28 protein-coding genes are annotated in these 26,533 nt (G+C 75.3%); 23 read left to right on the forward strand and 5 right to left on the reverse strand.

What is annotated here, in order from left to right; translation table 11 throughout:
• The first annotated feature begins 13 nt into the window (after positions 1-13).
• The 16 genes from E9529_RS01335 to tsaD all read left to right on the forward strand — a co-directional run bounded on the left by E9529_RS01335 (position 14) and on the right by tsaD (position 14,091).
• Positions 14-1,024: a PfkB family carbohydrate kinase gene (locus E9529_RS01335; protein WP_236829309.1), complete on the forward strand. Its 1,011-nt coding sequence runs from the start codon at positions 14-16 to the stop codon at positions 1,022-1,024.
• Positions 1,017-1,502 (forward strand): carbonic anhydrase, encoded by a 486-nt coding sequence (locus E9529_RS01340; RefSeq protein WP_308195242.1) that lies wholly within the window; start codon positions 1,017-1,019, stop codon positions 1,500-1,502. Before E9529_RS01335 ends, E9529_RS01340 begins: the two co-directional genes overlap by 8 nt.
• Positions 1,503-1,740: 238 nt before the next feature.
• Positions 1,741-2,184, forward strand: coding sequence for a 50S ribosomal protein L13 (rplM, locus tag E9529_RS01345; RefSeq protein ID WP_236825773.1), 444 nt, complete (start codon positions 1,741-1,743; stop codon positions 2,182-2,184).
• Positions 2,181-2,600 (forward strand): 30S ribosomal protein S9, encoded by a 420-nt coding sequence (rpsI, locus tag E9529_RS01350; protein WP_374201291.1) that lies wholly within the window; start codon positions 2,181-2,183, stop codon positions 2,598-2,600. The genes rplM and rpsI overlap by 4 nt, the downstream gene beginning before the upstream one ends.
• A gap of 11 nt (positions 2,601-2,611) precedes the next feature.
• Positions 2,612-3,955, forward strand: coding sequence for a phosphoglucosamine mutase (gene glmM, locus E9529_RS01355; RefSeq protein ID WP_236829310.1), 1,344 nt, complete (start codon positions 2,612-2,614; stop codon positions 3,953-3,955).
• 79 nt (positions 3,956-4,034) lie between these two features.
• Positions 4,035-5,912, forward strand: coding sequence for a glutamine--fructose-6-phosphate transaminase (isomerizing) (gene glmS, locus E9529_RS01360; RefSeq protein WP_236829311.1), 1,878 nt, complete (start codon positions 4,035-4,037; stop codon positions 5,910-5,912).
• Positions 5,913-6,101: 189 nt separating this feature from the next.
• A complete protein-coding gene (locus E9529_RS01365) occupies positions 6,102-6,488 on the forward strand; it encodes a holo-ACP synthase (protein ID WP_236829312.1) in 387 nt (128 codons plus the stop codon).
• A complete protein-coding gene (locus tag E9529_RS01370; protein WP_236829313.1) occupies positions 6,485-7,951 on the forward strand; it encodes an NAD(P)H-hydrate dehydratase in 1,467 nt (488 codons plus the stop codon). The genes E9529_RS01365 and E9529_RS01370 overlap by 4 nt, the downstream gene beginning before the upstream one ends.
• Positions 7,948-9,084, forward strand: a complete 1,137-nt coding sequence (gene alr, locus E9529_RS01375) for an alanine racemase (protein ID WP_236829314.1) — start codon at positions 7,948-7,950, stop codon at positions 9,082-9,084. Before E9529_RS01370 ends, alr begins: the two co-directional genes overlap by 4 nt.
• On the forward strand, positions 9,084-10,274 hold the full coding sequence (locus E9529_RS01380; protein ID WP_236829315.1) for an alpha/beta fold hydrolase: 1,191 nt from the start codon (positions 9,084-9,086) through the stop codon (positions 10,272-10,274). The genes alr and E9529_RS01380 overlap by 1 nt, the downstream gene beginning before the upstream one ends.
• 44 nt (positions 10,275-10,318) lie before the next feature.
• Positions 10,319-10,957, forward strand: coding sequence for a uracil-DNA glycosylase (locus tag E9529_RS01385; protein ID WP_236829316.1), 639 nt, complete (start codon positions 10,319-10,321; stop codon positions 10,955-10,957).
• A complete protein-coding gene (tsaE, locus tag E9529_RS01390) occupies positions 10,954-11,406 on the forward strand; it encodes a tRNA (adenosine(37)-N6)-threonylcarbamoyltransferase complex ATPase subunit type 1 TsaE (RefSeq protein ID WP_236829317.1) in 453 nt (150 codons plus the stop codon). The genes E9529_RS01385 and tsaE overlap by 4 nt, the downstream gene beginning before the upstream one ends.
• 44 nt (positions 11,407-11,450) lie before the next feature.
• Positions 11,451-11,975 (forward strand): GNAT family N-acetyltransferase, encoded by a 525-nt coding sequence (locus E9529_RS01395; protein WP_236829318.1) that lies wholly within the window; start codon positions 11,451-11,453, stop codon positions 11,973-11,975.
• 6 nt (positions 11,976-11,981) lie between these two features.
• Positions 11,982-12,614 (forward strand): tRNA (adenosine(37)-N6)-threonylcarbamoyltransferase complex dimerization subunit type 1 TsaB, encoded by a 633-nt coding sequence (tsaB, locus tag E9529_RS01400; protein WP_236829319.1) that lies wholly within the window; start codon positions 11,982-11,984, stop codon positions 12,612-12,614.
• A gap of 14 nt (positions 12,615-12,628) precedes the next feature.
• A complete protein-coding gene (rimI, locus tag E9529_RS01405; protein ID WP_236829320.1) occupies positions 12,629-13,057 on the forward strand; it encodes a ribosomal protein S18-alanine N-acetyltransferase in 429 nt (142 codons plus the stop codon).
• Positions 13,054-14,091: a tRNA (adenosine(37)-N6)-threonylcarbamoyltransferase complex transferase subunit TsaD gene (tsaD, locus tag E9529_RS01410; protein WP_236829321.1), complete on the forward strand. Its 1,038-nt coding sequence runs from the start codon at positions 13,054-13,056 to the stop codon at positions 14,089-14,091. Before rimI ends, tsaD begins: the two co-directional genes overlap by 4 nt.
• Positions 14,092-14,214: 123 nt before the next feature.
• Here tsaD and E9529_RS01415 read toward each other — a convergent pair whose 3' ends face one another.
• Positions 14,215-15,447, reverse strand: coding sequence for a class I SAM-dependent methyltransferase (locus E9529_RS01415; RefSeq protein WP_236829322.1), 1,233 nt, complete (start codon positions 15,445-15,447; stop codon positions 14,215-14,217).
• 195 nt (positions 15,448-15,642) lie between these two features.
• Between E9529_RS01415 and groES the strand changes: the two genes are divergently transcribed.
• Entirely contained in the window at positions 15,643-15,951 is a 309-nt protein-coding gene (gene groES / locus E9529_RS01420) for a co-chaperone GroES (protein ID WP_166531823.1), read from the forward strand.
• Between the two features lie 176 nt (positions 15,952-16,127).
• Positions 16,128-17,771: a chaperonin GroEL gene (gene groL, locus E9529_RS01425; RefSeq protein ID WP_236829323.1), complete on the forward strand. Its 1,644-nt coding sequence runs from the start codon at positions 16,128-16,130 to the stop codon at positions 17,769-17,771.
• Positions 17,772-17,902: 131 nt separating this feature from the next.
• Here the strand turns inward: groL and E9529_RS01430 are convergent, their stop codons facing one another.
• Positions 17,903-18,202: a WhiB family transcriptional regulator gene (locus E9529_RS01430; RefSeq protein WP_236825757.1), complete on the reverse strand. Its 300-nt coding sequence runs from the start codon at positions 18,200-18,202 to the stop codon at positions 17,903-17,905.
• A 375-nt stretch (positions 18,203-18,577) separates the two neighbouring features.
• Here E9529_RS01430 and E9529_RS01435 point away from each other — a divergent pair, with 375 nt between their 5' ends.
• Positions 18,578-19,273, forward strand: coding sequence for a response regulator transcription factor (locus E9529_RS01435; protein ID WP_255707881.1), 696 nt, complete (start codon positions 18,578-18,580; stop codon positions 19,271-19,273).
• Between the two features lie 185 nt (positions 19,274-19,458).
• On the opposite strand, the gene E9529_RS01440 is transcribed toward E9529_RS01435, so the two are convergent.
• On the reverse strand, positions 19,459-19,857 hold the full coding sequence (locus E9529_RS01440) for a DUF5319 family protein (protein WP_236829325.1): 399 nt from the start codon (positions 19,855-19,857) through the stop codon (positions 19,459-19,461).
• A 136-nt stretch (positions 19,858-19,993) separates the two neighbouring features.
• Between E9529_RS01440 and guaB the strand changes: the two genes are divergently transcribed.
• From guaB to E9529_RS01460, 4 genes are all read left to right on the forward strand, one after another.
• Positions 19,994-21,508: an IMP dehydrogenase gene (gene guaB, locus E9529_RS01445; protein ID WP_236829326.1), complete on the forward strand. Its 1,515-nt coding sequence runs from the start codon at positions 19,994-19,996 to the stop codon at positions 21,506-21,508.
• Between the two features lie 2 nt (positions 21,509-21,510).
• The gene (locus tag E9529_RS01450; protein WP_236829327.1) at positions 21,511-22,638 is read left to right on the forward strand and encodes a GuaB3 family IMP dehydrogenase-related protein; all 1,128 of its coding nucleotides are present in this window, start codon (positions 21,511-21,513) and stop codon (positions 22,636-22,638) included.
• Between the two features lie 4 nt (positions 22,639-22,642).
• On the forward strand, positions 22,643-24,205 hold the full coding sequence (guaA, locus tag E9529_RS01455) for a glutamine-hydrolyzing GMP synthase (RefSeq protein WP_236829328.1): 1,563 nt from the start codon (positions 22,643-22,645) through the stop codon (positions 24,203-24,205).
• Between the two features lie 177 nt (positions 24,206-24,382).
• Positions 24,383-25,438, forward strand: coding sequence for a sodium:calcium antiporter (locus E9529_RS01460; RefSeq protein WP_236829329.1), 1,056 nt, complete (start codon positions 24,383-24,385; stop codon positions 25,436-25,438).
• A 68-nt stretch (positions 25,439-25,506) separates the two neighbouring features.
• Here E9529_RS01460 and E9529_RS01465 read toward each other — a convergent pair whose 3' ends face one another.
• On the reverse strand, positions 25,507-25,800 hold the full coding sequence (locus tag E9529_RS01465; RefSeq protein WP_236829330.1) for a hypothetical protein: 294 nt from the start codon (positions 25,798-25,800) through the stop codon (positions 25,507-25,509).
• Positions 25,793-26,533: LiaF domain-containing protein (locus E9529_RS01470; RefSeq protein ID WP_236829331.1), on the reverse strand; the 741-nt coding region annotated here is incomplete at its 5' end. The genes E9529_RS01470 and E9529_RS01465, both read right to left, overlap by 8 nt.

The raw sequence follows: 26,533 nt of genomic DNA on the forward strand, positions 1-26,533 counted from the left end.
GGGAGGTGCGGGCGTGGCAGCGGTCGTCGTGCTGGGGCAGGTCGGCCGCGACCTGGTCCTGCGGCTCCCGGCGGTGCCGGAGGCAGGCGGCTCGGCCGCCGTCACCGGGCGCGCGGAGGTGCTCGGCGGGAAGGGCGCCAACCAGGCGGTCGCGCTGGCGCAGCTCGGTGTCCCGGTGGCGCTGGTCGGCGTCGTGGGCGACGACGCCGCGGGGCGGGACGCGCTGGCGCAGGCGGCCGCGGACGGCATCGACGTCTCCGGGGTGGTCGCCCGCCCGGGGGCGACGACGGCGCTCCTGCTGGACCTGGTCGAGGACGGCGGGCGGCGGCGGCTGGTGGAGCACGTCCCGCCCGCTGTGCTGCTCACCGCTGCCGACGTCACCGCCGCCGCCGGGCTGGTCGCGGGCTGCGAGGTGCTGAGCCTCCAGCTGCAGCAGCCGGGTGCGGCCGTGCGCGCGGCGCTCGAGCTGGCTCCGCCCACGGCGCTGGTGGTGGCCGACGGGGCGCCCGAGGACGCCGGGACGCGGGAGGCGGTGCTCGCCCGGGCGGACGTCGTCCGGGCCGACGCCGCCGAGGCCGAGCTGCTGGTGGGCCACCGGCTCTCCGGGCCCGATGACGCGCGGGACGCCGCGGCGCGGCTGCTCGTGGCCGGCCCCCGGCTGGTGGCCCTGGCGACCGGTCCGGAGGGCGACCTGGTGGTGTGGCGTGCCGGCCCGGCACCCGGGGTGGCGGCGGGCGTGGGGGAGGCCGAGCCGGCGTGGGCCGACGGCGAGGTGCTGGTGCCCCGGCTGGGCGGCGCCCCGGTCGACCCCACCGGCGCCGGTGACGCGTGGGTCGCGGCGCTGGTCACCGCCCTGCGCGGCCGGCGGGGCCCGGAGGAGGCGGCGTGGCTCGGCGCCGCGGCGGGGGCCTCCGCGGTCGCGCACGCGGGCGGGCGCCCGGCGCTGGACCCGGGTGCGCTGGCGGAGGTGGTCGCCCGGGAGCGCGCCGGCGGTGGCACCCGGTTATCGTCCGGGCGTGGCTGAGATCGACCGGATGCTCGAGGCGAACGCGGAGTGGGCCGAGCGGTTCCCCGGCAGCAAGCCGGTGGCCCCCGCACGGAAGGTCGCCGTCGTGGCCTGCATGGACTCCCGCATGCCGCTCTTCCCCCTCCTGGGCCTGGAGGTCGGTGACGCGCACGTCATCCGCAACGCCGGTGGCGTCGTCACCGAGGACACCGTGCGCTCGCTGACCATCTCGCAGCACCTGCTCGGCACCCGCGAGATCGTGCTGGTGCACCACACCGACTGCGGGCTGCAGAAGAGCAACGACGTGGACTTCGCCGACCTGGTGGAGCGCGAGACCGGGCGGCGGCCGCCGTGGTCGGCGCGCACCTTCACCGACGTCGACGCCGACGTGCGCGAGTCGATGCGGCTGCTCCGCGACTGCCCGTACCTGGTCTCGCGCGAGGTGCGGGGGACGGTCTACGACGTCGACACCGGGCGCCTGCGCGAGGTCACCTGACCCCGAGCGCGGTGACGTGCTGGAACGGCCTCCGTCCAGGGGCCTGGTGACGTGCTGGAACGGCCCTCGTCCAGAGGCTCCGCCCGAGCCTGCGAGGGCGGAGGGGGACGAGGGTCCTTCTGCTGGTATCGTGCCCGGTTGGCGCGCGTGCCGGCTGGTGCCGCGCGTGCAGATCCGTCTCCCGTGCTCGGCGAGGCGATCCCACCAGCCATCCCGACGACGACGGAGGACGCGCGCCGTGCGCACGTACACCCCCAAGCCCGGCGAGGTCGCCCGGGCCTGGCACGTCATCGACGCCACCGATGTGGTGCTCGGTCGACTGGCCAGCCAGACCGCGCAGCTCCTGCGCGGCAAGCACAAGCCCCAGTACGCCCCGCACGTGGACGTCGGCGACTTCGTCGTCATCGTCAACGCCGGCAAGGTCGCGCTGACCGGGTCCAAGCGGGACGACAAGCTCGCCTACCGGCACTCCGGCCACCCGGGTGGTCTCAAGACCATCAACGTGGGTGACCAGCTGCGCACCCACCCCGACCGCGTCATCGAGCGCGCCGTGAAGGGCATGCTCCCGCACAACACGCTGGGTCGGCAGATGCTGAAGAAGCTCAAGGTCTACGCCGGCCCGGAGCACCCGCACGCCGCGCAGCAGCCCCAGACCTACGAGATCAAGCAGGTGGCCCAGTGACCAGCGCACTGACCGTGACCGACGCCGAGGGGCGTCCGGTGCAGACCGTCGGCCGGCGCAAGGAGGCCGTCGTCCGCGTGCGGCTGCTCCCGGGCACCGGCCAGTTCAAGCTCAACGGCCGCTCCCTCGAGGAGTACTTCCCGAACAAGGTGCACCAGCAGCTCATCCGTGAGCCGTTCGTGACCCTCGAGAAGGCCGAGCAGTACGACGTCGTCGGCATCCTCAAGGGTGGCGGCGTCACCGGGCAGGCCGGCGCGCTGCGCCTGGCCATCGCCCGCGCCCTCATCGAGGTCGAGGCGGAGGACCGCCCGGCCCTCAAGAAGGCCGGCTTCCTGACCCGTGACCCGCGGGTCAAGGAGCGCAAGAAGTACGGCCTCAAGAAGGCCCGCAAGGCGCCTCAGTACTCCAAGCGCTGACCGGTACGTCCGTGGGTCGCCTCTTCGGGACCGACGGCGTCCGGGGTCGGGCCAACTCCGACCTCACGCCGGAGCTGGCCCTCTCGGTGGCACGTGCCGCCGCAAGCGTGCTCGCCGACCGCGACGGGACCTCGCGTCCCGTCGCGGTCGTCGGGCGCGACCCCCGCGCCAGCGGGGAGATGCTCGAGGCCGCGGTCGTCGCGGGCCTCACGAGCGCGGGAGCCGAGGTTCTCCTCGCCGGCGTCGTGCCGACCCCGGCGCTGGCCTGGCTGACCGGCCGCAGCGGCGCCGACCTCGGCGTCATGATCTCGGCCAGCCACAACCCGATGCCTGACAACGGCATCAAGCTCTTCAGCCGCGGCGGGCACAAGCTGCCCGACGCCGTCGAGGCCGCGATCGAGCAGACCGTCACCGCCGGCCCCTCCGACGGGCACCGCCCCACCGGCGCCTCGATCGGCCGCGTCAGCGCGCTGGCCGACGGCACCGATGCCTACGTCGAGCACCTGCTGTCGACCGTCGACCGGCCCCTGGGCGGGCTCTCGGTCGTCGTCGACGCCGCCCACGGCGCAGCCGCCGCTGCCGCGCCCGAGGTCTACCGGCGCGCCGGCGCGACGGTGCACGCCATCGGCTGCGAGCCCGACGGCTGGAACATCAACGACGGCGTGGGCTCCACGCACCTCGGGCCGCTGGTCGAGGCCGTCCGGGCGCGGGGTGCCGACATCGGCCTGGCCCACGACGGGGACGCCGACCGGTGCCTGGCGGTGACCGCCGACGGCGAGGTCGTCGACGGCGACGCCATCCTGGCGATCTGCGCGCTGGACCTGCACGAGCGCGGGGCGCTGAAGTCCGACACGGTCGTCGCGACCGTCATGAGCAACCTCGGCTTCCACCACACGATGCGCGACGCCGGCATCTCGGTGAGCACGACGGCGGTCGGTGACCGCTACGTGCTGGAGGCCCTGCGCGCCCACGACCTCAGCCTCGGCGGCGAGCAGAGCGGGCACCTGGTGTTCCTCGAGCACGCCACCACCGGCGACGGCCTGCTCACCGGGCTGGCCCTGCTCGGCCGGATGGCCGGCACCGGCGCCTCGCTGGCCGAGCTCGCCTCCGTGGTGCAGCGGCTGCCGCAGGTGCTGGTCAACGTGCCCGTCTCCGACCGCCTCGCCGTGGCCGCCAGCGACGAGGTCGCCGCGGCGGTCAACGCGGTCGAGGCCGAGCTCGGCGACACCGGCCGGGTGCTGCTGCGGCCCTCGGGCACCGAGCAACTGGTCCGCGTGATGGTGGAGGCCCCGACGCAGGAACAGGCCGACGCCGTCGCGCAACGGCTCGCGGCCGTCGTCGCCGGCGTCGGCTGACCGCTCCGACCTCACCCGTCCGGGCCGTGCGGATGCGCAGGGCCGTGGACGGGGTGCGGTCCCCGGTACCCTCGGTCCAATGTGCGGCATCGTGGGATACGTCGGCCCCCAGGACGCTCTGGCCGTCGTGCTGGAGGGTCTGCGCCGGCTCGAGTACCGCGGGTACGACTCCGCGGGCATCGCCGTCGTCGCCGACGGCGCGCTGAGCTCGGCGAAGAAGGCCGGCAAGCTCGCCAACCTGGAGAAGGTGCTCGCCGACCAGCCGCTCCCGGCCGCGACCATCGGCATCGGGCACACGCGCTGGGCCACCCACGGCGGCCCGACCGACCGGAACGCCCACCCGCACGTCTCCGCCGACGGCGCGGTCGCGGTGATCCACAACGGGATCATCGAGAACTTCGCCGCGCTGCGGGCCGAGTGCGAGGCCGCAGGCGTGGAGTTCAGCTCCGAGACCGACACCGAGGTCGTCGCCCACCTGCTGGCCGACGTCTACGCCTCGACGCTGGAGGGTCCCGGGCGGCTGGCCGAGGCCATGCGCGCGGTCTGCCGGCGGCTGGAGGGGGCCTTCACCCTCGTCGCCACGCACGTCGCCGAGCCCGACACCCTGGTCGCCGCCCGGCGCAGCAGCCCGCTGGTGGTCGGCGTGGGGGAGACCGCCGACGGCACCCCCGAGTACTTCCTCGGCTCCGACGTCGCCGCGTTCATCGGGCACACCAAGCAGGCGCGCGAGCTCGGGCAGGACCAGGTCGTGGAGATCGACCGCACCCGGGGCCTGACGGTCACCGGCTTCGACGGCGCGCCGGCCGAGCCGACCGCCTACACCGTCGACTGGGACGCCGCGGCCGCCGAGAAGGGCGGCTACGACTGGTTCATGCTCAAGGAGATCGCCGAGCAGCCGCAGGCGATCGCCGACACGCTGCTCGGCCGGCTGGGCGAGGACGGCGAGCTGGTGCTCGACGAGGTCCGGCTGTCGGACCAGGAGCTGCGCGACATCGACAAGATCTTCGTCGTCTCCTGCGGCACCAGCTACCACGCCGGCCTGATCGCCAAGTACGCCATCGAGCACTGGACCCGGATCCCCGTCGAGGTCGAGGTCGCCAGCGAGTTCCGCTACCGCGACCCGGTGCTGGACCGCTCGACGCTGGTCGTCGTCATCAGCCAGTCCGGCGAGACGATGGACACCCTCATGGCGCTGCGGCACGCCAAGGACCAGAAGGCCCGCGTGCTGGCCATCTGCAACGCCAACGGCTCGACCATCCCGCGGGAGTCCGACGCCGTCCTCTACACCCACGCCGGCCCCGAGATCGCCGTCGCATCGACCAAGGCGTTCCTGGCCCAGGTCGTCGCCTGCTACCTCGTGGGGCTCTTCCTGGCCCAGGTGCGCGGCGTGAAGTACGAGGACGAGATCGCCGCGATCGTCGAGGACCTGCGCAAGCTCCCCGACGCCGTGGAGGAGGTGCTCGAGCAGATGGAGCCGGTGCGGGCGCTGGGCCGGTCGCTCGCCGACGCGGGCACCATCCTGTTCCTCGGCCGCCACGTCGGCTTCCCGGTGGCGCTCGAGGGCGCGCTGAAGCTCAAGGAGCTCGCCTACATCCACGCCGAGGGCTTCGCGGCCGGCGAGCTCAAGCACGGGCCGATCGCCGTCATCGACCAGGGCACCCCGGTCGTCGTCATCGTGCCCTCGCCGCGCAGCCGCAACTCGGTGCACGGCAAGGTCGTCTCCAACATCCAGGAGGTGCGGGCCCGCGGGGCGCGGACCATCGTGATCGCCGAGGAGGGCGACGAGGACGTCGTCCCGTTCGCCGACGAGCTGATCCGGGTGCCGCGCACGCCCACGCTGATGGCGCCGGTGGTGACGACGGTGCCGCTGCAGGTGCTCGCCTGCGAGATCGCCGACACCCGCGGGTACGACGTCGACCAGCCGCGCAACCTGGCCAAGAGCGTCACCGTGGAGTAGCCGCCGCCCGCGGCCACGATCAGGTTCCCTGATCATCGGGTGTCCTCCCGCACCGCAGGCGGTGAGGGGGGACGCGCTGCGGTGAGGGAGGAGGACCCGGCTGCTCCCCACGACACGCTCTGCGCGCCGCGGCTCCCTGCAGCCGGGCCGTTCCAGCAGCGTCGCCGCCGGCGCGGCAGACTGGGCGTCGTGATCATCGGGGTGGGCATCGACGTCGTGCCGGTCGACCGCTTCGCGCAGTCCCTGACCCGGACGCCGGGGCTCCGCGACCGGCTGTTCACCGCCGACGAGCAGCGGACGCCGTCGGGCGCCCCGCGGACCGGTGAGTCGCTGGCCGCCCGGTTCGCCGCCAAGGAGGCGCTCGCCAAGGCGCTCGGCGCCCCCGGTGACCTGCGCTGGCACGACGCCGAGGTGACCGTCGGCGCGCACGGGCGGCCGCACCTGGCCGTGCGCGGCTCGGTGGCCGGCCGCGCCGCCCAGCTCGGCGTCACCTCCTGGCACGTCTCGCTGAGCCACGACGGCGGGATCGCCTCGGCGGTGGTGGTCGCCGAGGGCCTGACCCGGGAGGCCACATGATCGACCTGCACACCGCGGCGGAGGTCCGCGCCGCCGAGGCCCCGCTGCTCGCCACACTCCCCGACGGCGCGCTCATGCAGCGCGCCGCCGCGGGCCTGGCCACCGTCTGCCTGCGGCTGCTGGGCCGCCCCTACGGCGCCCGCGTCGCCGTCCTGGCGGGGGCCGGGAACAACGGGGGCGACGCGCTCTTCGCCGCCGCCCGGCTCGCCGCCCGCGGTGCACGCGCGACCGCGGTCCTGCTGAGCCCCGACCGCGCCCATCCCGCCGCGCTCGCCGCCTTCCACCGGGCCGGCGGGCGCACCGTCGACGCGACGGCGGCCGGGCCGGTGCTCGACCGCGCCGACCTCGTGCTCGACGGGATCGTCGGCCTCGGCGGCTCCGGCGGGCTGCGGGAGCCGGCCACCGGGCTGGTCGAGCGCGCGGCGCGGGGCCCGGCGCTGATGGTCGCCGTCGACCTGCCCAGCGGTGTCGACGCCGATACCGGAGGCGTGGCCGGGAACGCCTTCCCGGCGATGCACACGGTCACCTTCGGGGCCGTGAAGCCGGGCCTGGTCGCCGGTGCCGGCCGCGGCCGCGCCGGGCAGGTGCACCTGGTGGACATCGGGCTGGGCCCGCACCTGCCGGCGCCGTCGGCCCGGCAGCTGACCGACGCCGACGCCGCCGCCCGGCTGCCCCTCCCGGACGCCGACGACGACAAGTACTCGCAGGGGGTCGTCGGCGTCGTCGCCGGCTCGGCCACCTACCCGGGGGCCGGCGTCCTCTGCACCGGGGCGGCGCTGCGCACCCGGCCCGGGCTGGTGCGCTACGCCGGGACGGCGGCCGACGGCGTCCGGGCCGCGTGGCCGGAGGCGATCGTCACCGAGGGCCGGCCGGGGGACGCCGGCCGCGTGCAGGCGTGGGTGATCGGGCCGGGCCTCGGCACCGGCGACGACGCCCGCAGCGTGCTGGCCGAGGTGCTGGCCACCGACCTGCCGGTGCTCGTCGACGCCGACGGGCTCACCCTGCTGGCGCGCGAGCCGGAGCTGGTGCGCGGCCGGACGGCGCCCACCGTGCTGACCCCCCACGACCGGGAGTTCGCCCGCTTCGGCGCCGAGCCCGGGGACGACCGGATCGGGGCCACCCGCCGGCTGGCCGCGGAGCTCGGGGCCGTCGTCCTGCTGAAGGGCGACGCCACGGTGGTCGCGGACCCGGACGGCACCGTCTTCGTCAACGGCACCGGCACCCCGTGGCTGGCCACCGCCGGCACCGGCGACGTGCTGTCGGGGATCGGCGGCGCGCTGCTCGCCGCGGACCTGCCGGCGGTCGAGGCGGCGGCGGTCGCCGCGCACGTGCACGGGCGGGCCGGGCAGGCCGCCGCGGCGCGCGGGCCCTTCGTCGCCGGTGACGTCGTCCGGCACCTGCCCGACGCGGTCGCCCGGGTGCGCGGGACCGCGCCGGCGGGCCTGCCAGACTCGGGGGCGTGACGAACGGGACCGGTGCCGAGGTGGTCGTCGACCTCGACGCCATCGCGGCGAACACCGCGGCGCTGCGCGAGCGGGTGGGCCGGCCGCTGATGGCGGTCGTCAAGGCCGACGGGTACGGGCACGGGATGGTGCCCGCGGCGCGGGCGGCGCTCGCCGGGGGCGCCGACCAGCTCGGCGTGGCCGTCGTGAGCGAGGCGCTGGCGCTGCGGGCCGCCGGCGTCACCGCGCCGGTGCTGGCCTGGCTGAACGGCCCGGGAGCCGACGTCGCCGCCGCGCTGGCCGCCGACGTCGAGGTGTCGGTCAACGCGACCTGGGGCCTGGCCGAGGTGGTGGCCGCGGCCCGGGCGACCGGCCGGACCGCGCGGCTGCACCTGTTCGTCGACACCGGCCTCTCCCGCGAGGGCGCCCCCGTCGCCGAGTGGCCCGGCCTCGTCGCGGCCGCCGCCCGGGCGCAGGCAGACGGCGACGTCGTCGTCACCGGGCTGTGGAGCCATCTTGCCTACGCCGACGCCCCGACCCACCCGACCATCGGCGCACAGGTGCGGGTCTTCGAGGAGGCGGTCGCGGTGGCCCGGGCGGCCGGGCTCACCGATGCCCGCCGGCACCTGGCCAACTCCGCGGCGACGGTCGCGCTGCCCGCCACCTGGTACGACATGGTGCGCCCCGGCGTGGCCGTCTACGGGCTGGACCCGCTCGGTGGCGACCCTGCCGCGCACGGGCTCCGGCCGGCGATGACGGTGCGTGCCCGCGTCGCGCTGACCAAGCGGGTGCCCGCCGGCGCTGGGGTCTCCTACGGGCACACCTACGCGACCGCCGCGGAGACGACGCTGGCCCTGGTGCCCGCCGGCTACGCCGACGGGGTGCCGCGGGCGGCGGGGAACGCCGCGCCGGTGCTCGCGGCGGGGGCGCAGCGGGTCATCGCCGGCCGGGTGTGCATGGACCAGTTCGTCCTCGACGTCGGCGACGCACCGATCGCCGCCGGGGACGAGGTGGTCCTGTGGGGACCGGGCGACGGCGGGGAGCCGACCGCGCAGCAGTGGGCGGACGCCGTCGGCACCATCCACTACGAGCTGGTCACCCGGATCGGTGGCCGCTTCGCCCGCCGCTACGTCGGGTCGGCGGGGGCGGTCTGATGGCCCGCAAGCACCCGAAGACCGGGCACCCGAAGGCGCGCGCCGCCGGCGTGGTCGGTGCCGTGGTCGGGCTGGCCGCCGCGGGCACCGCGGCCGGGGTCGCCCTCAGCCGCATCGCGGCCCGCCGGGTGCGCGCCGCCGAGCTGGGCCCGGCGGCGGAGGTGGCGACGGCGCTGGCCGAGAGCCGGCTGCGCCAGGCCGACCCGCTCGGCGCGGACGCCCGGCCGGCCGACCGCACCGCCCTGGTCCAGGCCGACGACGGCGTGCTGCTCTCCGTCGAGGAGATCGGCCCCCGCGACGCGCCGCTGACGGTCGTCTTCGTGCACGGCTACTCGCTGTCGATGGCGTCCTGGGCGTTCCAGCGCCGGACGCTGGCCGCGGACCTCGCCACGGGGAACGGGCACCGGCCGCAGGCCCGGCTGGTCTTCTACGACCAGCGCGGCCACGGCTCGTCCGGCCGCGGTGCACCGGAGCACTCCACGATCGAGCAGCTGGCCCGGGACCTGCTCGCGGTCCTGGACGCCCGCGCCCCCCGGGGCCCGGTGGTCCTGGTGGGGCACTCGATGGGCGGCATGACGATCATGGGGCTGGCGGCGCTGCGGCCGGAGCTGTTCGGCACCCGGGTGCGGGGCGCCGCCCTGGTCTCCACCTCCAGCGGCAACCTCGCCGAGCTCAGCTTCGGGCTGCCGGAGATGCTCACCCGCCTGCGCGCCGCGGTCCTGCCGGTCGCCGCGTGGACGATGCGCCACCGGCCGACCTTCGCCGAGCGGACCCGCCGGGTGGCGGCCGACCTGGTGTCCGCGGCGACGAAGGCGCTGTCGTTCGGCTCGTCCGACGTGGACCCGGCGCTGGTGCGCTACGTCGACGCGATGATCGCGGGCACGCCGGTCGACGTCATCGCCGAGTTCTACCCGGCGCTGGCCGGCCTGGACGAGACCGGCCGCCTCGAGCCGCTGCGCCGGGTGCCCACGCTGGTGCTCACCGGTGACAAGGACACGATGATCCCCCAGGAGCACAGCGAGCTCATCGTCGAGCGGCTCGCGCGCACCGGGGAGGACGCCGTCGAGTTCGTCGTCGTGCCCGGAGCCGGGCACATGGTGCTGCTCGAGCAGCCCGACGAGGTCAGCGGCGCGATTGCCCGGTTGCTCCGCCGGGTGGCGGCCGGGGCGGACGTCGGCGCCACCAGCTGACCCGGCCCCCGGGGCGCCCCGGCGGCCGCGGCTAGGGTGCTGGGGTGGCCGCGCCCCGTCCGCCCCGGCTCGACGCCGCCGCCGACGAGGTCGCCCGCGCCGCGGCGGCCGCTCCCGACTGGGCCGCGCTCGCGGAGACCGCCCGTTCCTGCGTCGCGTGCCCCGAGCTGGCCGCGGCCCGGCAGCACGTGGTCGTCGGGGACGTGCCCCGCGCCGGCCGCCCCCGCTTCGTGCTGGTGGGCGAGGCGCCGGGCGCGAACGAGGACGAGACCGGCCGGCCGTTCGTCGGGAGGTCGGGGGCGCTGCTGGACCAGCTCCTCGCCGAGGCCGGGCTGGACCGCGCGGAGGCTGCGGTGCTCAACGTGGTGAAGTGCCGGCCCCCGGGCAACCGCACCCCGAAGGCGCCGGAGGTGGCGCGGTGCAGCGGCTGGCTGCGCCGCCAGCTGGAGCTGCTCGGCTGCCCCGTCGTCGTCGCGCTGGGGCTCTCCTCGGCCAAGTGGTTCCTCGGGCCGCGCACCGTCCTGGCCGCCGTCCGGGGGCACGCGCACGAGGTCGACGGCCGCGCCGTGTGGGCGACCTACCACCCGTCGGCCGCCATCCGGTTCGGCCCGAACGGCGCCCCGCGGGCCGGGCTGCTGGCCGACCTGACCGCCGTCGCCGGATCGCTCGAGGAGCAGCGGTGAAGCGCGAGCACGTGCTGCCGGACCTCGCCGACACGCACGCCCTGGGCGAGGCGCTGGCCGCCCTGGTCCGCCCGGGCGACCTGGTGGTCCTGGTGGGTCCGCTCGGCGCGGGCAAGACCGCCCTCACCCAGGGCATCGGCGCGGGGCTCGGCGTCCGGGAGCCGGTCACCTCGCCGACGTTCGTCATCGCCCGGGTGCACCGCGGCGGCCGCCTCCCGCTGGTGCACGTCGACGCCTACCGGCTCGGCGGGCACGCCGACGTCGACGACCTGGACCTGGACGCCTCGACCGACGAGTCGGTGACCGTCGTCGAGTGGGGCCAGGGCCTGGTGGAGCAGCTGGCCGACGAGCACCTGGAGGTGCGGCTGGACCGGCGCGACGACGACGTCCGCACCGCCCTGCTCGTGCCGCACGGCCCGGGCTGGACCGCCCGGCTCGACGCGAGCTGAGGCCGTGACCCGCCGGGGGACTCCTCCCGGCTAGCCTCGCGGCCGTGGAGCGCCGGGTGCAGCTGGTCGCGCTGGGTGCGGCCGCCCTGCGCGCGCTCGCCGACGGCGACCTGGCCGCGGCCGAGGCGGCCGCACCGGTGCCGCTGAGCCCGTACCTCGCCGGGCCGGAATGCCGCGCGGTCTGGCGGATCCGGGCCGAGCAGGTGGTCGCCGACCCGGGGAGCGCCCGCTGGATCACCCGGGTGGTCCACGACCCCGAGCGGGGTGTCACGGTCGGCCGGGCCGGGTTCCACGGACCGCCGGACGCATCCGGCGCGGTCGAGGTCGGCTACTCCACCGACCCGCGGTACCGGCGGCAGGGGTACGCCCGGGCGGCGTTGCGCGCGCTGCTGGCGGAGGCGGCCGCGGCGCCCGGGGTCACGACCGTGCGCGCGTCGGTGTCGCCGGGGAACGCTGCGTCTCTGGCCCTGGTGCTCGCCGAGGGCTTCGTCGCCGTGGGGGAGCAGGTCGACGAGGAGGACGGGCTGGAGATCGTCCACGAGGTGGCCGCCGGCACTCGCCTACGCTGATCGGTCGTGCTGGTCCTCGCGCTCGACACCGCCACCCCGACGCTCGTCGCGGGGCTCGCCCGGTGGACCCCCGACGGTGGCGCCGACGTGCTCGCCGAGCGCGCCGTCCCCTCGGGCACGAAGCACGCCGAGCTGCTGACCCCGGCCATCGAGGGCGCGCTCGCCGACGCCGGCCTCGCGCTGGGCGACGTCGAGGCCGTCGTCACCGGCCTGGGCCCCGGGCCGTTCACCGGGCTGCGGGTGGGAGTGGTCACCGCCGCCGCGCTCGCCGACGCCCGCGGGCTGCCGGTGGTCGGCGTCTGCTCCCTCGACGCGATCGGGAGCGGCGCGCGCACGGTGGTGACCGACGCCCGCCGCAAGGAGGTCTACTGGGCCGCCTACGACGACGCCGGCCGGCGGGTCGATGGCCCCGGGGTCATCCGCCCGGAGGAGTTCGGCGGGGCCGGCCCGTTCGCGGGCGACCCCGCGTTCGCGGAGCGGCTCGGCAGCCCGGTGACGCCGGCGGAGGTGACGACGGCGGGCCTGCTCCGCGCGGCCGCGGAGCAGCTCGCCGAGCCGGTGGGTGCGCCCCTGGTGCCGCTGTACCTGCGCCGCCCGGACGCCGTGCCGCCCACGTCGATCAAGGCCGTGACGCGGTGACCCGGCTGCGGCCGATGACGCTCGCGGACCTGCCCGCCGTGATGGGGCTGGAGGAGGAGCTCTTCGCCCCCGACACGTGGACCGCGGCGATGTACCGCGACGAGCTCTCCCGCACCGACACCCGCCACTACCTGGTGGCCGAGGACGACGGCGGGATCGTCGGGTACGCCGGGCTGATCGCCTACGACGACGAGGCGCACGTGGCCACCATCGGGGTGACCGGCGCACGGCAGGGCGAGGGGATCGGCGCCCGGCTGCTCGACGCGCTGCTGGCCGAGGCCGACCGGCGGGGAGCGCCGGTGGTGCTGCTGGAGGTGCGGGCGGACAACGAGACGGCGCAGGGCCTCTACCGCCGCCGCGGGTTCGCCGAGATCGGCCGGCGGCGCGGCTACTACCAGCCGAGCGGAGAGGACGCCGTGGTCATGAAGCGGGAGAAGCTGTGACGGACGAGCCGCTGGTCATCGGGTTCGAGACCTCCTGCGACGAGACCGGGGTGGGCATCGTCCGCGGGCACACGCTGCTGGCCGACGCGCTGGCCACCTCGATGGAGGAGCACGAGCGGTTCGGCGGTGTCGTCCCCGAGATCGCCTCCCGCGCGCACCTGGAGGCGATGGTCCCGACGGTGCACCGGGCGCTCGCGGAGGCCGGTGTCCGCGCCGCCGACGTCGACGCGGTCGCGGTGACCAGCGGTCCCGGGCTCACCGGCGCGCTGCTGGTCGGGGTCGCCGCAGCGAAGGCGTACGCGCTGGCCCTCGGCAAGCCGTTGTACGGGGTGAACCACCTGGCCGCGCACGTCGCCGTCGACGAGCTGCAGCACGGCCCGCTCGCCGAGCCGTCGATCGCGATGCTCGTCTCCGGCGGCCACAGCTCGCTGCTGCTGGTGCCCGACCTCGCCCAGGAGGTGCAGTCGCTGGGCCGCACCATCGACGACGCGGCGGGGGAGGCGTTCGACAAGGTCGCCCGCGTGCTCGGGCTGCCGTTCCCCGGCGGGCCGCCGATCGACCGCGCCGCCCGCGAGGGGGACCGGCACGCCATCGCCTTCCCGCGCGGGCTCACCGGGCCCCGCGACCCGGCCTACGACTTCTCCTTCTCCGGCCTGAAGACCGCCGTCGCCCGGTGGATCGAGGCCCGGGAGCGCGCGGGGGAGCCGGTGCCGGTCGCCGACGTCGCCGCCTCGTTCCAGGAGGCGGTCGCCGACGTCCTCACCGCCAAGGCCGTCCGCGCCTGCCGCGACCACGGCGTCGACCACCTGGTGCTCGGCGGGGGGGTGGCGGCGAACTCGCGGCTGCGCGCGCTCGCCGAGGAGCGGTGTGCCGCGGCCGGCATCGTGCTCCGGGTGCCCAGCCCCAAGCTGTGCACCGACAACGGGGCGATGGTGGCGGCGCTGGGGTCGCGGCTGGTCGCCGCCGGCGTCGCGCCGTCGGCCCTCGACCTCGGTGCGGACAGCTCGCTGCCGATCGACGTCGTCAGCCGCTGAGTAGCCGGCCGCGCCGGGGCGGGTGCCGCGCTCCGCTGACGGCCGGACGGGTCGAGCCGCGTGGGCGCCCGTGAGGCCGCACCGTGGCGCGGCTCCGGGTCGGGTGGTGCGGCTCGACCCGCCCTACGTGAGGTCGCAGACGAGCGCCGTCGGGGCGCCGGCGACCCGGGTGACGACGACGGTCGCCGTCCCGCTGCCGGGGCCGCGGAGCTGCCGGGCCAGGGTCTCCGGCTCGATCGCCGAGCCGCGCTTCTTCACCACGGCGCGGCCGACCCCCCGCTCGCGCAGCAACGCCCGGAGCTTCTTCAGGTTGAACGGCAGCACCTCGTCGACCCGGTGGGAGCTCACCCAGGGGCTGTCCGCGGGACCGTCGGAGGTCAGGTAGGCGATGGTCGGGTCGACCAGGGTCGCGCCGAGGTCGGCGGCCACCACCGAGACCAGGCCCGAGCGGATGACCGCGGGATCGGGCTCGTGCAGCCAGGCACGCACCGGACCGGCCGGCGCGGGCCCGGGATCGGCGTCGGCGGTCAGCTCGTGCACCTCGCCGCCGGCCACCAGGCTCGCCCGCCGCCAGGTCACCGAGACGGCCGGGCCCCACAGCAGCGCCTCGACGATCGAGCCACCGACCGACACCCACTCCGCCTCGACGCCCCCGGGCACCCGGTCGTGGTCCAGCCCCGGCGCGACCTTCACCACCGACGTGGGCACCTTCGCGAGCAGGTCCACGACGGTCGGCCACGGCGGTGACCAGCGGTCCGGGTCCATCAGCCGCCGCCCGCCGGCCCGCCGCGCGGGGTCCAGGACGGCGGCTCCGCACCCGGCCACCTCGCCACCGCGCGCGGCGGCCACGAGCTCCACCGCGTCCCCGGCCACCACCCAGACGTCGTCGGAGACCCCGAGCGCCTCGGCGTTGGCGGCGGTCAGCTCCCGGGCCACCGGGTCGACGTCGACGGCGAGCACCCGGGCGCCCGCGCGGGCCAGCGCGATCGTGTCGGTGCCCGCCGCGCAGCCCAGGTCGGCGACGGAGTCGGCGCCCCCGGCCAGCAGCCGGGCCGCGCGCCGGGCAGCGAGCTCGGGGCGCCCGGCCTGCTCGAGGGTGTCGCCGGTGAACAGCATCCGGTCGGCGTCGGCCCCGAACGCGGCCCGGGCCCGCTGCCGCTGCCGGGCGATGCCCCAGGCCGGCCCGGCGAGGTCGGTGCCCACCTCGGCGCGCAGCCGGGTCAGGGCGGTGACCGCCTCGGCCCCCTCGGCCAGCAGCGCCGCCGCGCGCGCCAGCGCCGCCGCACCCTCCGGCGTCGTCAGCGCGCGCAGCTGGCGCACCGTCTCGGCGGTCTGCTCCTCGGATGGCCGGTCCACCGGCACAGCGTGGCGCACGCGCTGCTCGGCGCCGTCGTCACCCACCCCGGCGACCGGGTTGAGCGGCTGGCACTCTCCTGGGTAGAGTGCCAAACGACACGGGCTGGCGCCCGACCCCCGCGACGGCGGGTGCCCGACCTCGTGCCACAGCATCGAACATCCCTGCCGTCCGACACCGAAGGGGGCGTCACCGACGTGACGACCGCTACCAAGGTCAGCATCAAGCCGCTGGAGGACCGGGTCGTGGTCCAGGCCAACGAGGCCGAGACCACCACCGCTTCCGGTCTGGTCATCCCGGACACCGCCAAGGAGAAGCCCCAGGAGGGCACCGTCGTCGCCGTCGGCCCCGGCCGCATCGACGACAACGGCAACCGCGTCCCGCTCGACGTGAACGTCGGTGACGTGGTCATCTACTCGAAGTACGGCGGCACCGAGGTCAAGTACGCCGGCGAGGAGTACCTGGTGCTCTCCGCCCGCGACCTGCTCGCCGTCGTCTCGAAGTAAGAGGACCCCGCTCCTCCCCACCCCTCGCAGGCTCGGGGCGGGCCCCTGGACCGGGGCCGTTCCAGCGCCTGCGACGGGGCGGTTCCAGCGCCTCACCACCGATCGCCCCGGCGACCCGAGACACCGGGTCCCGGGGCGGTCGTCTTTCGCCCTGCACTGACTGATCGGAAGGGCCCATGGCCAAGATCATCAAGTTCAACGAGGACGCCCGCCGAGCCCTGGAGCGCGGCGTCGACAAGCTCGCCGACGCGGTCAAGGTGACGATCGGCCCGCGCGGCCGCAACGTCGTCCTGGACAAGAAGTTCGGCGCCCCCACCATCACCAACGACGGCGTCACCATCGCCCGCGAGGTCGAGCTCGAGGACCCGTACGAGAACCTCGGCGCGCAGCTGGCCAAGAACGTCGCCACCAAGACCAACGACGTCGCCGGTGACGGCACCACGACGGCGACCGTGCTCGCCCAGGCCCTGGTCCACGAGGGCATGCGCAACATCGCCGCCGGCGCCAACCCGATGGCGCTGGGCCGCGGCATGCGGGCCGCCGTCGACGCGGTGCACGCCGCCCTCGACGCCGCCGCCACCCCGGTGGAGAAGCGCGAGGCCATCGCCGGCGTCGCCACCATCTCCGCGCAGGACGCCGAGGTCGGCGAGCTGATCGGCGAGGCGATGGAGCGCGTCGGCAAGGACGGCGTCATCACCGTCGAGGAGAGCAACACCCTCTCCACCGAGCTCGACGTCACCGAGGGCGTCCAATTCGACAAGGGCTACCTGTCGCCGTACTTCGTCACCGACCCCGAGGCCATGGAGGCCGTCCTCGAGGACGCCCTCGTGCTGCTGGTCAGCGGCAAGGTCAGCGCGCTGCCCGAGCTGCTCCCGCTGCTGGAGAAGGTGCTGTCGACCGGCGGCCGCCCGCTGCTGATCGTCGCCGAGGACGTCGAGGGCGAGGCGCTCAGCACCCTCGTCGTCAACTCGATCCGCAAGACCATCAAGGTCGTCGCGGTGAAGTCGCCCTTCTTCGGCGACCGGCGCAAGGCGTTCATGACCGACCTCGCCGTCGTCACCGGCGGCCAGGTGGTCAGCGAGGACGTCGGTCTCAAGCTCGACCAGGTCGGCCTCGAGGTGCTCGGCACGGCGCGGCGGGTCACCGTCACCAAGGACGAGACCACCATCGTCGACGGCGGCGGCACCTCGCAGGCGATCGGCGACCGCGTGGCGCAGATCCGCCGCGAGATCGACGCGACCGACTCCGACTGGGACCGCGAGAAGCTGCAGGAGCGGCTGGCCAAGCTGGCCGGCGGCATCGGCGTCATCCGGGTCGGCGCGGCCACCGAGGTCGAGCTCAAGGAGCGCAAGCACCGCATCGAGGACGCCATCGCCGCCACCCGCGCGGCCGTGGAGGAGGGCGTGATCCCCGGCGGCGGCTCGGCCCTGGTGCACGCCGCCGACGCGGTCGACGCGCTCTCGCTCGAGGGTGACGAGCTCACCGGTGCCCGCGCGGTGCGCACGGCGCTGGACGCCCCGCTGGTGCAGATCGCCGCGAACGCGGGCTTCGAGGGCCGCGTCGTCGTCGCCAAGGTGCGCGAGGCCGGTGCCGGGACGGGCTTCAACGCCGCGACCGGCGAGTACGGCGACCTCGCCGCGCAGGGCGTCATCGACCCGGTGAAGGTCACCAAGGCCGCGCTGGGCAACGCCGTCTCCATCGCGGCGATGGTGCTCACCACCGACTCCGCCGTCGTCGAGGCGCCGGAGGAGGAGGACGACCACGGTGCGGGTGGCCACCACACCCACGGTCACTCGCACGGCCACGGTCACTCGCACTGACGAAGGACCTCCCTCTCCCCACCGCTCGCACGCTCGCGGCGGGCCCCTGAGGGAGGCCGTTCCAGCACCTCACGACGGAGGGCCCGGTCCAGAACTTCTGGACCGGGCCCTCTCGGCGTTCGTCGGAGGAGCTACACCCCTGCGGCCACGGCCGCCGGCTCGGCGGCGATCAGCCGGGCCCGCTCCTCCTCGCTCATGCCACCCCAGACGCCGTAGGGCTCGCGGACGGCGAGCGCGTGCTTGAGGCACGCGTCGATCACCGGGCACCGCGAGCAGACGGCCTTGGCCGCGGACTGCCGCCGCGCCCGGGCCGGCCCGCGCTCTCCGTCGGGGTGGAAGAAGAGGGACGTGTTCTCGCCACGGCACGCGCCGTGGAGCTGCCAGTCCCAGACCTCGGCCACGGGCGTCGGGAGTCTGCGGATGTCGGCCATGTCTCCTCCGGGAACTCGGTAGAGCCGGAGGGGGCTGTCCGGCTGCAAGGGGCCCGGTGCCCTCGCCGTCCCACGTCCAAACACAGCCGATTCGCAACTTTTGCGCCGTGTGCGCTCCGTCACCTGGTCGCGGAGGCGCTCACCCCCCGGGGTGAGGGCGTCTGTTCCGCCGCCGGGGAGTCGATCACTGTGGCTCCAGGTCGTGCTGACGTCCGGGAAGGGGGAGCTACCCGGACCGGCCGCCCGACCGGCGCGGAGGTGGAGGGCCGACCAGGCCCTCCACCCGAGCGACACCCGGCCGGGTGCCTTCCCGGTCGGTGGGGGGACCCGGCCACCGGCCGGGAGGAGCGAGGAGCTGGCGTGATCGACGACAGGATGCGCGCACCCGTGCAGGGCGCGACCGTGTGGGTGTACGACGAGCGGCGGCGGGTCCGGGACGACGTCGCCTCACGGCTGGTCGCCCTGCCCTTCGTCGGCCGGGTCGAGGTGGTCGGGGACGCGCAGTCGCTGATGGCCCGCCTGGCCACGCGCACCCCCGACGTCCTGGTCGTCGGCACGCAGCGCGCCGTCGACACCGGGCTCTCCGCCGCCACGCAGGCGCTGCGGTCGCACCCGGGCCTGCCGGTCCTCGTGCTCGGTGCCCCCGACGACGCCGAGAGCGTCCGGGCCGCCGTGGCCTTCGGGGCCCGCGGCTACCTGCGCTGGGACGCGAGCGCGATCGAGATGGGCCTGGGCCTCTCCCGGGTCGGGCTGCGGGCCGACGGGCGGATCCCGCAGCAGGTGACCGCGCCGGCGCCCGCGTGGAGCGGTGCCGCCCCGCTGGCGGGCTCCGCGCCCACCACGGTGCGCTCGACGGTGCGCGAGGCCGCCCCGGCCGCGGCGCTGTCCATGCGCGAGATGCAGGTGCTCACGGGCATGAGCCAGGGCAAGAGCAACGCCCAGATCGGCCGGGAGCTCTACCTCTCCGAGGACACCATCAAGACCCATGCCCGCCGGCTGTTCCGCAAGCTGGGTGCCAAGGACCGCGCCGAGGCCGTCGCGACGGGGTTCCGCCGCGGCATCATGACCTGAGCGGTCCCGCCGACCGAGGCACGTGCACCGAGGGCCGTCTCCCGTCCGGGAGGCGGCCCTCGCTGCGTCCCCGTCCGCCTTCTGCGCCCGAGAACCGTGAAATCGGGCCCCGGACGGCCCCGCAGACCCCGACTTCCCGCATCTCGGCACTTGGCCGCGGTGCGATCCGGAGGATCGCGATGTGCTCAGTCGTCGCGGGCGTGCCGGCCGGTGCGCCCGCCGCTGGGCTCGTCCCGCTCGGCGAGCGCCGCGACCCCGTCGGCGTAGCCGCTGGCGTAGTCCCAGCTGACGTAGTCGTCGGGGTTCGGGTCGAACGGCGGCTCGTGCCGGCCGGTCTGCCCCTCGTCGAGGAGCTGGCGCAGGTTGGCCTGCATCAGCGCCCAGTCGACGTGGTGCTCCTCCTCGCAGTCGGGGCAGTCGACCACGATGCCCTTGATGCCGGTCGGCTCGAGCAGGGTGCGGAAGACCTCGAGCTCGGCCAGGTCGTCGAGCACCCCGGCTCGCTCCTCCATCGTGAGCGGCGGAGGTGCTGGCCCGTCGGCCGGCCCGAAGTCCGGCCCGAAGGCGTCGTCGAACGAAGACACGGTCACACGGTAGCCGCCGAGCAGGCGGAGCACCGCCCCTCCCGGCCCGCCGCCTACGATCAGGCCAGGTCCCGCGCGTCCGCTAGGCGTGTCGACCGGTGTCCGACCCGAACCGCGCCGAAGGGTGGCCGCGCTCATGCAGCCCGACTCCGTGCCCGAGCTGCCGGCGAAGTTCGCCCGGCTCGGGCTCACCTACGACGACGTCCTGCTCGTGCCCGGGGCGTCCGACGTCGTCCCGGCCGAGGTGGACACCGGCAGCCGGGTGACCCGGCGCATCACCCTGGCGGTGCCGCTGCTGTCCAGCGCGATGGACACCGTGACCGAGGCCCGCATGGCGATCGCCATGGCGCGCGTCGGCGGCATGGGCGTGCTGCACCGCAACCTCTCCGCGGAGGAGCAGGCCGGCCAGGTCGACCTGGTCAAGCGGTCGGAGGCCGGCATGGTCACCAACCCGGTCACCTGCTCGCCGGACAACACGCTCGCCGAGGTCGACGCGCTGTCGGCCCGCTACCGCATCTCCGGCGCCCCCGTGGTGGATGCCGACGGCGTCCTCGTCGGCATCGTCACCAACCGCGACATGCGGTTCGAGACCGACATGAACCGCCTCGTGCGCGACGTCATGACCCCGATGCCGCTCGTGACCGCTCCGGTGGGCGTGGACCCGGACACCGCGCTCGGCCTGCTGTCGAAGCACAAGATCGAGAAGCTGCCGTTGGTCGACGGGTCCGGCCGGCTGCGCGGGCTGATCACCGTCAAGGACTTCGTGAAGCGCGACCAGTTCCCGCTGTCGACCAAGGACGCCGACGGGCGCCTGGTCGTCGGGGCGGCGCTGGGCGTCGGTGAGGACGCCTACGAGCGCGCCGGCCTGCTGGTCGATGCCGGTGTCGACGTGCTCGTCGTCGACACCGCGCACGGCCACCAGCGGGCGGTGCTGGAGATGGTGGCGCGGGTCAAGAAGGACTTCGGCGGGGACGGTGGGCTGGAGGTCGTCGGCGGCAACGTCGCGACCCGCGCCGGCGCGCAGGCCCTCGTCGACGCCGGGGCGGACGCGGTGAAGGTTGGCGTGGGCCCCGGCTCCATCTGCACCACCCGCGTGGTCGCCGGCGTCGGCGTGCCGCAGATCAGCGCCATCTACGAGGCGTGGCTCGCCGCCGGCCCGGCCGGGGTCCCGGTCATCGCCGACGGCGGGCTGCAGTACTCCGGCGACATCGCCAAGGCGCTGGTCGCCGGGGCCGACACGGTGATGATCGGTGGCCTCTTCGCCGGCGTCGAGGAGGCGCCGGGCGAGCTGGTCTTCATGAACGGCAAGCAGTACAAGACCTACCGCGGCATGGGCAGCCTCGGCGCCATGCAGAAGCGCGGCAACCAGTCGTTCAGCCGCGACCGCTACTTCGCCGACGACGTCCTCTCCGACGACAAGCTCGTCCCCGAGGGCATCGAGGGCCAGGTGCCCTACCGCGGCCTGCTCTCCGGCGTGGCCCACCAGCTCGTCGGCGGGCTGCGCGCCTCCATGGGCTACGCCGGGGCCGCCACCGTCGCCGAGCTCAAGGAGCGCGGGCAGCTGACCCGCATCACCTCGGCGGGCCTGGTGGAGAGCCACCCGCACGACATCCAGATGACCGTTGAGGCACCGAACTACCGGGGGCGCTGAGCATGAACGTCCGCGACACCGTCGACATCGGCCTCAACCGCTTCGCCCGCCGGGGCTACGACCTCGACGAGGTCTCGATCGTGCCCTCGCGGCGGACCCGCGACGTCGACGACGTCTCGACCGCCTGGCAGATCGACGCCTTCCGCTTCGGCATCCCGCTGGTGACCAGCCCCAGCGACGCCGTCGTCAGCCCGGCGACGGCGATCGCCGTCGGCCGGGCCGGGGGCCTCGGCGTCCTCAACGGCGAGGGGCTGTGGACCCGCTACGACGACCCGGCCCCGGTGTACCGGCAGATCGCCGAGGCGGCCGCCGCCGGTGCCCCGCCGGTGGCGCTGCTGCAGGAGGTCTACGCCGAGCCGGTGAAGACCGACCTCATCACCGCGCGGATCAAGGAGATCGGCGAGGCCGGCGTCACGACGGCGATCCGCATCTCCCCGCAGCACACCGAGCAGCTCGCGCCCGCCGCGCTCGCCGCCGGGGTGGACCTGCTGGTCATCCAGGGCACGATCGTCTCGGCCGAGCACGTGACCAGCCAGGGCGACGCGCTCAACCTCAAGGAGTTCATCGCCGACCTCGACGTCCCGGTCATCGTGGGCGGCGCGGCGAACTACACCACCGCCCTGCACCTCATGCGCACCGGCGCCGCCGGCGTGATCGTGGGGGTCGGCGCCGACACCTACTCGACGACGGACGCCGTCATGGGCATCCGCGTGCCGCTGGCCACCGCGATCGCCGACGCCGCCGCGGCCCGCCGCGACTACCTGGACGAGACCGGCGGCCGGTACGTGCACGTGATCGCCAACGGCCGGATCGAGACCAGCGGGGCGATCGCCCGCGCGCTGGCCTGCGGTGCCGACGCCGTCCAGCTGGGGGAGCCGCTGCGGATCGCTGCCGAGGCCCCCGCCGGTGGCGTGTGGTGGGACTCGGTGGCCGCCCACCCGCGGCTGCCGCGCGGTGCGACCTCGGCCCCGGTCGAGCCGGCGGGCTCCCTGGAGGACGTGCTGAACGGCGCGGCCGACTCCGCCGACGGGCGCACCAACCTCTTCGGTGCGCTGGCCCGCACGATGGCCAAGACCGGGTACTCCGACCTCAAGGAGTTCCAGCGCGTCGACCTCGTCATCGGGGGCTGACCGCGTGGAGTTCCCCACCGTCCTCGTCGTCGACTTCGGCGCCCAGTACGCGCAGCTGATCGCCCGGCGCATCCGCGAGGCGGGCGTCTACTCCGAGATCGTCTCCTCGGAGGTACCGGCCGAGGAGATCGTCGCCCGCAAGCCGGCCGCGATCGTGCTCTCCGGCGGCCCGTCCAGCGTCTACGCCCCCGAGGCCCCGCAGGTGGACCCGGCCCTCTTCGAGTCCGGCGTCCCGGCGTTCGGCATCTGCTACGGCTTCCAGGCGATGGCGGCCTCGCTCGGCGGCACGGTCGCCCGCACCGGCGACCGCGAGTACGGCGGCACCCCGCTCACCGTGACCACCGAGGCGCGGCTGTTCGGGTCCCTGCCGGTCGAGCAGAACGTGTGGATGAGCCACGGCGACGCCGTCTCGGCCGCGCCGCCCGGGTTCACCGTCACCGCCACCTCCACCGGCGCCCCGGTCGCCGCCTTCGAGGACGTCGACCGCAGGCTCGCCGGCGTGCAGTTCCACCCCGAGGTGCGGCACACCGCGCACGGCCAGACGGTGCTCGAGCACTTCCTGTTCGACATCGCCGGTCTCGAGCCGACCTGGACGATGAGCAACGTCGTCGACGAGCAGGTGGCGCTGATCCGGGAGCAGATCGGCGACCGGCGGGCGCTCTGCGCGCTCTCCGGTGGCGTCGACTCCGCCGTCGCCGCGGCGCTGGTGCAGCGGGCCATCGGCGACCGGCTCACCTGCGTCTACGTCGACCACGGGCTGATGCGCGCCGGCGAGACCGAGCAGATCGAGCGCGACTTCGCGGCCACCACCGGCGCCGACCTGCGGGTGGTGGACGCCAGCGAGCAGTTCCTCGCCGCCCTCGCCGGGGTCAGCGACCCCGAGGAGAAGCGGAAGATCATCGGCCGCGAGTTCATCCGGGTGTTCGAGCAGGCGGCCACCGACGTCGTCGCCGACGCCCAGGCGCACGGCGAGACGGTCGACTTCCTGGTGCAGGGGACGCTCTACCCCGACGTCGTCGAGTCCGGCGGCGGCAGCGGGACGGCGAACATCAAGAGCCACCACAACGTGGGCGGGCTGCCCGAGGACCTCACCTTCACCCTGGTCGAGCCGCTGCGCACCCTGTTCAAGGACGAGGTGCGCGAGGTGGGCCGGCAGCTCGGCCTGCCCGACCGGCTGGTGCAGCGCCAGCCGTTCCCCGGGCCCGGGCTCGGCATCCGCATCGTCGGCGAGGTCACCCGCGAGCGGCTCGACGTGCTGCGCCAGGCCGACGCCATCGCCCGCGAGGAGCTCAGCGCGGCCAAGCTGGACGGCGAGATCTGGCAGTGCCCGGTGGTGCTGCTGGCCGACGTCCGCTCGGTCGGGGTGCAGGGCGACGGGCGCACCTACGGGCACCCGGTCGTGCTGCGGCCGGTCTCCAGCGAGGACGCGATGACCGCCGACTGGACCCGGCTGCCCTACGACGTGCTGGCGAAGATCTCCACCCGCATCACCAACGAGGTCGAGGAGGTCAACCGCGTCGTCCTCGACGTGACCAGCAAGCCGCCGGGCACCATCGAGTGGGAGTAGAAGGGCCCCGTCCTTCTCCCCACTCGCTCCGCTCGCGGCGAGCCTCTGGACGGGGCCGTTCCAGCACGTCACCTAGTTCTTGGCGGTTGGGTGACGTCGGGAGGGCTCGGCGAGCGGGATCCGGCCGGTCGTGATCGGCTGGACGACGGCCGTTGACGTCGAGGACCCGGAGGACGAGTGATCTCCTCGGCGTGGCCGCTCGGGCTGAGCCTGGGCGTGCTGGCGGCGATGGCGGTGGTCATCGTGGTGGCCGGCGTCCGGCTGACCCGGGTCGCGGACAGCCTCGCCGAGCGCACCGGTCTCGGTGACGCCATCGGCGGGGCGCTGCTCCTCGGCGCGGTCACGTCGCTGCCGGGCAACGTCACCGTCCTGACCGGCGCGCTGGAGGGTGACCCGGGGTTCGCCCTGGCCAACCCGGTCGGCGGCATCGCGCTCCAGACGGTGTGGCTGGCGATCGCCGACCTCCTCTACCGCCGCGTCAACCTGGAGCACGCGGCGGCGTCGCTGCAGAACGTCCTCCAGTCGGTCCTGCTCATCGCGATGCTGGCGATCCCGGTCATCGCCTACGCCACCCCGGACCTGCGGCTGGGCTGGATCCACCCCATGACGCTGGCGATCCCCGCCCTGTACGGCTACGGGCTATTGCTCCTCCGGCGCATGCAGCACGAGCCCATGTGGCAGCCCAAGCACACCGAGCAGACCGCGGACGACGACGGCGAGGGCAACGGGGACGGCGACGAGGAAGGCGGCGACGAGGGCGACGGCGACGGCCGCTCCACCGCCCGGCTGTGGGGGCTGCTCGCGGCGCTGGGGCTGGTCACCGGCGTCGCCGGGTGGCTGGTCGGCCGCGCGGGGTTGAGCGTCATCGCCCGGACGGACCTCGACAGCGGCGTCCTCGGCTTCACCCTGACCACGGCGATCAGCTCGCTACCCGAGCTGGTCGTCCTGCTGACCGCCGTCCGCATGGGTGAGCTGACCCTCGGCGTCGGCAACATCGTCGGCGGGATCGTCTACGACATCCTCATGATCGCGGTGGCCGATGCGGCCTACCTGGACGGGCCGATCTACCGGGACGCCGGCCCCACCAGCCTGGTCCTCGTCGGCGGCACGCTGCTCATGACGGCCGTGCTCGCCGCCGGGCTGATCATGCGCGACCGGAAGTGGATCGGCTTCGAGGGCATCTCGATCCCCCTGGTCTACGTCGGCACGGTGCTGCTCGCCGTGTCCAGCTGAGCCCCGCGCGCGACGAGGGCCCGGGAGCGGTCGCTCCCGGGCCCTCGCCGTCCGGCCCTCCCCGCCGGTCAGCCCCGGCTGCGCGGCTTCCGCAGCTCCCGGACCAGCAGCGCCACCCCGGCGCCGATCAGGAAGACCCAGAGCAGCGTGCCGTCCTCGAAGAGGGTGAACGGCAGGGCGACCCCGATCATCGCCGAGAGCGCCAGCACGACGAACAGCACGCCCGGGACGAGGGCGACCAGGTCGACCCTGCGGCGGGGCTCGGGCGCCGGCCGGTCCTCGGTCTCCAGGGGCTGGACCATCTGCCACTGCTGCTCCTGCCACGCCGTCGGTGTGGTCGGGAACTCGCTGTAGTCAGCCACGGGACACCTCCACCTGTCCGATACCGCTGTGGATCTCGAGCTCGATCTCGGCCTCGCCGTCGTCGGTCCACGAGGCCGAGCCGAGGCCGGCGTGGAAGCCGCTGCCGGTGCCGGTGTCGCCGAAGACGTCGAGCTCCCCGACGCCGTGGTCCGCGGAGACCCGCACGTCGGCGGAGCGCGGGACGACCACCTCGACGTCGCCGACACCGTGCTCGACCCGGATCTCGAGGGCCTCGTCGAGGTCGTCGAGGGGCACCTCGGAGAGGTCCACCGTCAGGTCACCGATGCCCCCGCTGTAGACCTCCCGGACGTCGGCGACGGTCTGCGGGCGGTACGTGCGGTCGCCGATCCCGTTGCCGCCGGACGGCGCGGTCGTGGTGGCCAGCAGCGCGAGGGAGAGGATCACCCCCAGGGCGATCAGCCCGCCGCGCGCGGTGCGGCCCCCGGTGACGGCACCGACGACCAGGCCGGCGCCGACGACCAGCAGCGCCGTCGCGAGGAAGGTGACCGGGCCGGGATCCCATCCGGTGACCCGGGCCAGCAGCGCCAGCAGGCCCATGAGGATGAGCAGCCCGGCGATGGTGATGCCCGGCACCGGGGACCGCGGTGCGACGGGGCCGCGGACGCGGGTCCGCACCGCGGGCCGCCCGGACCCGGCAGCCCCGGTCCCCTCGGCGGCGACCGGCATCAGCAGCCAGAGCAGCAGGTACACCAGGACGCCGGCACCACCGGC

Source organism: Blastococcus sp. KM273128, from assembly GCF_021698975.1.
Taxonomy (GTDB): Bacteria; Actinomycetota; Actinomycetes; order Mycobacteriales; family Geodermatophilaceae; genus Blastococcus.